The sequence below is a fragment of the Nonomuraea sp. NPDC005983 genome (assembly GCF_040614375.1).
Classification (GTDB): domain Bacteria; phylum Actinomycetota; class Actinomycetes; order Streptosporangiales; family Streptosporangiaceae; genus Nonomuraea.
Genome location: NZ_JBEXUP010000015.1, coordinates 89,151 through 95,679 on the forward strand (window position 1 = coordinate 89,151; position 6,529 = coordinate 95,679).

Here is a 6,529-nt window from a genome sequence, read left to right on the forward strand (position 1 = left end):
GTCAAGCCACTCGCAGCTCGATGATCGCCGACGGGCCGGCCTGGTGCACCGCGATGCGCCGCAGCCCGGCGCGTTCGGCGAGTGCGGTGAACTCGGCGACGCCGCGCTCGCGGGCCTGGTACAGGCACAGCATGCGCAGGTCCATCCCGGTGTGCTTCTCCTCGCCCTCGCCGATCGACTCGATCACCAGCACCCGCCCGGTCGCACCGGCGGCTTCCGCGCAGCGGCGCAGGATCGCCGTCGCCGGGTCGTCGTCCCAGTCGTGCAGGATCAGGGACAGCAGGTAGGCGTCGGCGCCCGCCGGCAGGGGGTCGAAGAAGCTGCCGCTGACGGTGTCGGCGCGGCCGTCGAGGCCGGCGTCGGCGAACGCCTTCTGGGCGGTCTGCGTCGCCTCGGGCAGGTCGACCACCGTGCCACGCAGAGCGGGATTCGCGGTCAGGATCGCGGCCAGCAGCGAACCGTCACCGCCGCCGACGTCCACGATGTGCTTGAGCGCGGCCCAGTCGAAGCCGGCCACGACGCCGGGCGCGCGCGCGGCCACGTCGGCGCCGAGCAGGGCGTTGAACGACGCGGTACGAGCCGGGTCGGCGGCCAGGGCCTCCCAGTACGGCCGGCCGTAGCGCTTCGGGAACGCCGCCTCGCCGGTGCGGATGCTGTGCAGCAGCTCCACGAACGACAGTTCGCCCCAGCCCATCCCATCGATGTCGAACCAGGCGCGTACGCCGGACGGGTGGTCCTCGCACAGCGGCCGGCCGAGCGGGGTGAGGGTGTACCGGCCGGCCTCGTCGCGCTCGAACACGCCGCGCACGGTCAGGTAGCGCAGTAGCCGCTCCAGCGCGTCGGCGTCGGCGCCGCACGCCTGCGCCAGCTCCGCCGCCGTCTGCCGGCCCGCGACGATGTGGTCGGCGACGCGCAGCGTGGCCGCCACCCGTACCGCCATCGGCGTGCCCAGCCCGGCCATCGACCACAGTTGCGCGGCCGTTCCGTCCAGATCGCCTATCATGCCAGTCTCCTCGCCCTCGGGAAACGCGGGAAATTCTTCGGGACCGTGCCCGCCGGCTCATCTCCGATCGTGCGGGATACGCCGGTCAGGAACGTGACGAGCCGGTGGAACTGTCGATCGTGGACAGCGCTGTCGGCTCGCGTCGATCGGTTGTCGATCGGTTGCGGAAAGGCCCTCGGGGCGCCGCCCCGACGGGCCGAGGCGGCGACCGCCCACAGCACGTGCACCGGCGGCCGCCTCGGGTAGGCCGTAGTGTCGCCGCTCGCGGTCACGGCATGGACGCGGTGGCCTCGACTCCTTGGTGGAAAGGGATCGAGGCCACGGTGTCCCGGACCACGGCCGAGTGTGACGTTGCCTCGAAGAAGTCGCGGACGACGGCGGACCGTTACCAGGCCCGAGCCGGCGTCCAGGGGTTACGGTGAGCCGGTCGGTCAGCCGGATTTGCGCTCGACGACGAGAACGGGGATTTCCCGGGTCGTCATGGACTTGTATCTGTCGAGTCGCCGATTGGACGCGACCAGCCCCGCCCACAACCTGTCGCGCTCCTCGCCGTCGACCTCCGCGGCGGTCGCCTCGTAGGTGTCGGTTCCGATCTCGACCGTGAGGTCCGGGTTGGCGAGGAGGTTGTAGTACCACCCTGGATGCTTGCCGCGACCGACGTTCGTGGCGGCGATGACGAGGCGGGCGTCGTCGTTGATATAGGACAGCGGGCTTACCCGGTCCTCGCCGCTCTTCGCTCCTTTTGTGGTGATCAGCAGGAGGGGAAGGCCCTCGAATGCGCCGCCGACTACTCCGTCGTTGGCGCGGAACTCGTCAATGATCGTCTTGTTGTACGCCATGAGCTCTAAGTCTTCGCTGCTTGTCATTCTCACCATCCTGGTCGAAAGGTTCTGGTCCAAGACCACTTTATGACTCGCTGCATAATGCCTCAAGCTCCTCTTTTCAGTGGCAAACCTCCGGTTTTATCGGCCGGCCGATGATGAGTTTGCAAATGATGAGCCGACAGCCTGTCCAGGCGCAATTCCAAACAATTCTTGAGCGCTTTGCCTCTTGGTGAAATTCGGGGCCCGGGTCGCGGCCCGAGGCGGCACGGGTCCGCGCCGCCCGCACCGGTCTGGTGGCCGGTGCGGGCCGCGTGTCAGCGTCAGTCGGTGAAGTGCTTGTCCACGATGGGGGCGAGGACGTTGGCGGCGATCTCGTGGGTCTGGCCTTCGATGTTGCGGACCTCGGTGGTGCTGGGCAGTACGTCGTTGAGCGCGTGGGCGGCGTTGTGCATCCACTGCTCGCTGGCGCCTCCGAAGAGGATGAGCGTCGGCACGGTCAGCGTGTTCCACCGGTCGGTGGGCAGTGGCTTGCCGGACATGAGGCCGTCCATGATCTCGCCGTCGTAGGCGACGGTGTCGCCGACGGCTTCCATGGCGGCGAAGAACGGCTGGGCGCGCATCTCTTCGACCATCTCGGTGGGGAGGAAGACCGTCTTGGTCAGGGCGTGGGCGATGGCGTCGCCCTTGCGGCCGTCGGCGATGATCTTCTTGGCTTCGTCGAGGTAGTCGTCGGGGCGCGGGGGGTGGGTGTCGTCGACGATGAACGGCGGCTCGTAGACGGCCAGCTTGGTGATGGGCAGGCCGCTGGCGGCGGCGTCCAGGGCCAGGACGGCGCCGGAGGAGATGCCGATGACGTTGGCGGTTCCGCCGGCCTCCTTGATGAGCGCGGCGATGTCCTCGATCTCGCGGGCGATGGCGTAGGGGGCGGTGTCGCCGCTGTTGCCGCGGCCGCGCCGCTCGTAGGTGTAGACCGTGTACTTGTCCGCCAGTTCGCTGGCGAACTCTGGTGCCCAGGGGTCGATGGCGCGGTAGACGAAGGCGCCGTCGACGAGGATGACGGGTGGCCCCTGGCCGACCTTTTCGAACGCTATGGTGGTGCCGTCACTCGACGTGACTGTGTGCATGAAGTGCCTCTTTCACCGATTTGGTACCAGTCGTCGGCGAACTAGATTGTCCGCCAGGGTTTGGCGCCGCATCTTCCAGATTGCTGTCACTCAGCCGAGCGCAGCGTGTTGCGGTCGATCTTGCCGGTCGGCGTCTCCGGTAGTGCGTCCACGAACCGGATGTCCCGCGGGTACTTGTGCGGCGTCAGCCGGGCCTTCACGTACTCCTGGAGCTCGGCCGGGGAGACGGGCTTGCTGGCCACCACGAAGGCGCGCGTGCTGGTGAGCCCGTCCGTCGTGGTGTAGCCGACCACCGCGCACGCCACAACGGCAGGGTGGGTGGCGAGGCAGTTCTCGATCTCCGTCGGCGCCACCCACATCCCGCTGACCTTCAGCAGGTCGTCGGCCCGGCCCTGGTAGAAGAAGTAGCCGTCCGCGTCACGGATGAACAGGTCGCTGGTACGCAGCGTGTTGGGCGCGGGGAAGGTCGTCGCCGTCTTCTCCGGCGCCTTCCAGTAGTCGATCGCCACCGGCTCGCCCTTCACCTGCAGGACGCCGACCTCGCCGTCCGGCAGCGGGTTGCCCTCGTCGTCGGTCACGGTCGCCTCGTAGTGCGGGATGACCTGGCCGAGGCTGCCGATCCGGGCGTGGCCGGGCCGGTTGCAGATGACCGCGTTGAAGGACTCGGACGATCCCACGCAGTCGAGCACCTCGACGCCGAAGGTGTCCCGCCACCGCCGGTGTAAGTCGGCGGGGAGCTGCTCCCCGGCCGAAAGGCACATCCGCACCGAGCTGAGGTCGGCCTTCGCGGCGTCCGGATGGGCCAGCATCGACTTCATCATCGTCGGCACGTTGACGAGGATGGTCGGCCGGTGCTGGGCGGCCAGCTCGAAGATCCGTTCCGGCGTGCTGCGCTCGGGATAGAGGACCCCCGTCGCGCCGACGCCCATCGTGTACAGCGCCACCAGGTCACGGGCCCAGCCGGAGAACAGCTTGGGCACCGGCATCACCACGTCGTCGGGCTGGATGTCGAGCACGCCCTTGGCGAACCACAGGTGACTCAGCCAGGGGCTGCGCGCGACGTGCCGGCACGCCTTGGGCCTGCCGGTGCTGCCGGTGGTGAGCTTCCACATCACCTGGTCGTCCGCGCTCATCGGGGTGGCGGTCAGGTCGGTGGGCTGCGCGGCGACCAGCGCCTCGAAGTCGTGCTCGTCCGCGCGCAGCCCGCCGTGGGGGCCGAAGACGGCCATCCCGGACACGTCGGCGGACCGCAGCGCCTCCACCGCGTCGCCGTCGGTGACCACGAGGGACGGCTCGAGGTAGTCGACGTAGTGCCGGTAGTCGTCGGAGCTGAGGAAGTTGCAGACGTCGAGGGTGACCGCCCCGATCCGCTGCGCGGCGTACCAGGTGGCGATGTACGTGACGCCGTCGCGCAGGGAGATCAGCACCCGGTCGCCCTTGTCCACGCCGAGGCTGCGCAGCGCGTTGCCCACCCGGTTGACCAGCGTGCGCAGCTCCGCGTAGGTGGTCGGGCCGGCAGCGGTGATCAGCGCGGTGCGCTCGCCAGGGGCCGGGTCGAGGAAGCGCCGCGACAAGTTGTAGTCCGACTCGTCGCCCGACCGCGCGGAGGCGATCTCACTGGTAGAGGGGATCGGTGTAGTCACTCGCGTTCCTTCTCGTGTCCGTCTGTGAGCCAGCTGTGGGTGTACATCTCGAACTCGAGCGCCTGCCCGTCCAGCGCCACGTGCACCTCGGCGACCGCCGCCCGGGCGGCCGCCCGCACCGCCGGCACCCCGCAGGTCGCCGCGAGCTCGTGCAGCGTCGCGTAGCACTCGCGTAGCTGCTGCTGCTCTCGCGCGGTCAGCTCACCGCTCGTCATGGAAGCGCACCGCCTTCGCCTCGAAGCGCGGCAGAACACCGGGTTCCACCAGCTCGACGAGGGGCTGCAGCCCGATCGCGCGCTTGATCTCCGCGCCGATCCGGTCGGTCAGCGTGGCGGCCGCCGGTCCGGCGTCGTCGTCCGGCTCGATCCGCAGCACCATCACCTCCAGCCCGCGATCGGACCGCAGCACGGTCTGGAACTCGCGGACCTCGGCGAAGCCACGGACGACGTCCTCGACCATCACCGGGGTCACCGAGATCCCGCGGATCTTGCGCATGTCGTCGGTGCGGCCGAGGATGCCGCCGTCGTACCAGTCCCAGGTGCGCCCGCAGCCGCACTCGTGCCACGGCCGCTTGACGACGACATCCTCGGTCCAGTAGCGGAAGATCTGGAAGCCCTCGCGGCCGAGGCCGGTCATGACCCGGACGCCGCGCTCCCCGTAGCCGACCGGCTGCCTGGTCTGCGGGTGCAGCACCTCCTCGATCACGCCGGGCTCCATGATGTGGCACGCGCCCGGCTTGGCCGGGCACTCGAACATGAACACCGTGGCGAGCTCGGTCATCCCGGCGACGTCGATCACCTTGGCGCCGAAACCCTCGCTGATCGCCTTGCCGGTGGCCGGTGGCCGCGGCTCAGCGCCGGTGATCACGACCTGCAGGTTGCCTTCGGCGGCCAGGTCGACGCCCATCTCCTTGGCGGTCTCGAGCAGGCGCAGCGCGTAGGTGGGGGTGCAGCCGATCACCTCGATCTGGTTGTCCACCAGCAGCCGGACGCGGGCGGCGGAGTCCATCGACCCGGTCGGCAGCACCATGCAGCCCATCCGCATCATCGCGTCCTGCATCCCCCAGAACCCGATGAACAGGCCGTACCCGAAGGCGACGCAGCCGCGGTGGTGCGGCCGCACGCCGACGGCGTGCAGCATGGTGCACCACATGTCGACCGCCCACGCCCAGTCCCGGGCCGTGTCGAACGTCCGAAGGGGAATGTTGCCGCTGGTGCCGCTGGTCTGGTGGAACCGGATCCCGGCCGACGGGTCGATCGAGGGCAGCACGCCGAACGGCGGCGCCACCTCCTCGGCGGCCACCAGCTCCTTCTTGTGCACCAACGGAACTCGCCGCACATAGTCGTCGAAGGACCGGATGTCCGCGGGGATCCGCTCGCCCCAGAACTTGGAGTTGCGGGCCTGCGTCAGCGCACGCTGCAGCTTGCGCCACTGCCACGCCGCCAGTTCCTCGCGGGGCATCGTCTCGGTACGTGGATTCCAGAACGGCTGGTCGTGGGCGTTGATCAGATCGCTGATGGCACACCTGCCTTTCCCACAGATCGTTTCCGGGGAGCGCTGGAGCCGCTCATCACGCCTCCCAAGCGTCGGAATCGAAACGCAGCACGCACAGGTCCGACCGGCCGGCCGCGATCGCGGTGTCCGCCGCGTCGAGCGTGCGCAGGCCGTCGTCGACGATCACGGCGAGGCCGGTCTCGTTGCGGACGGCGTCGGCGACCTGCGACACCTGCCCCGGCGGCGGTGGGTCGCCCGCCGCCTGCAGCAGCACGACGTCCACGTCGGACAGCTCGAGCACCCTTGCGAACGCGACGGCCTCCGCGGTCCGGGACGCGCCGTCGCAGCGGCGCCAAGGGCACCAAGCCGTACGTGTGGAAGGACCACCCGGTCTCGCTCCGCTCGCAGGCGCTCGTCTGCCTGAGCATGCACGTCAAGGAC

At 69.4% G+C, this 6,529-nt stretch carries 7 protein-coding genes; all 7 read right to left on the reverse strand.

Translation table 11 applies throughout. From position 1 onward, the window contains the following. Position 1: 1 nt before the first annotated feature. Positions 2-1,003: a methyltransferase gene (locus ABZ297_RS10245; RefSeq protein ID WP_355342469.1), complete on the reverse strand. Its 1,002-nt coding sequence runs from the start codon at positions 1,001-1,003 to the stop codon at positions 2-4. A gap of 431 nt (positions 1,004-1,434) precedes the next feature. Beyond that, positions 1,435-1,869 carry a nitroreductase family deazaflavin-dependent oxidoreductase gene (locus ABZ297_RS10250; RefSeq protein WP_355342472.1) on the reverse strand — a complete coding sequence of 145 codons (435 nt, stop codon included), beginning with the start codon at positions 1,867-1,869 and terminating at the stop codon, positions 1,435-1,437. 278 nt (positions 1,870-2,147) lie between these two features. After that, positions 2,148-2,951, reverse strand: a complete 804-nt coding sequence (locus ABZ297_RS10255; protein WP_355342474.1) for an alpha/beta hydrolase — start codon at positions 2,949-2,951, stop codon at positions 2,148-2,150. An 86-nt stretch (positions 2,952-3,037) separates the two neighbouring features. After that, positions 3,038-4,594, reverse strand: coding sequence for a benzoate-CoA ligase family protein (locus ABZ297_RS10260; protein ID WP_355342477.1), 1,557 nt, complete (start codon positions 4,592-4,594; stop codon positions 3,038-3,040). Continuing rightward, the gene (locus ABZ297_RS10265; RefSeq protein WP_355342480.1) at positions 4,591-4,809 is read right to left on the reverse strand and encodes a DUF6052 family protein; all 219 of its coding nucleotides are present in this window, start codon (positions 4,807-4,809) and stop codon (positions 4,591-4,593) included. Before ABZ297_RS10265 ends, ABZ297_RS10260 begins: the two co-directional genes overlap by 4 nt. Beyond that, the gene (locus tag ABZ297_RS10270; protein WP_355342483.1) at positions 4,796-6,055 is read right to left on the reverse strand and encodes an AMP-binding protein; all 1,260 of its coding nucleotides are present in this window, start codon (positions 6,053-6,055) and stop codon (positions 4,796-4,798) included. Before ABZ297_RS10270 ends, ABZ297_RS10265 begins: the two co-directional genes overlap by 14 nt. A 109-nt stretch (positions 6,056-6,164) precedes the next feature. After that, a complete protein-coding gene (locus tag ABZ297_RS10275) occupies positions 6,165-6,389 on the reverse strand; it encodes a hypothetical protein (protein WP_355342486.1) in 225 nt (74 codons plus the stop codon). Between the last annotated feature and the right edge of the window lie 140 nt (positions 6,390-6,529).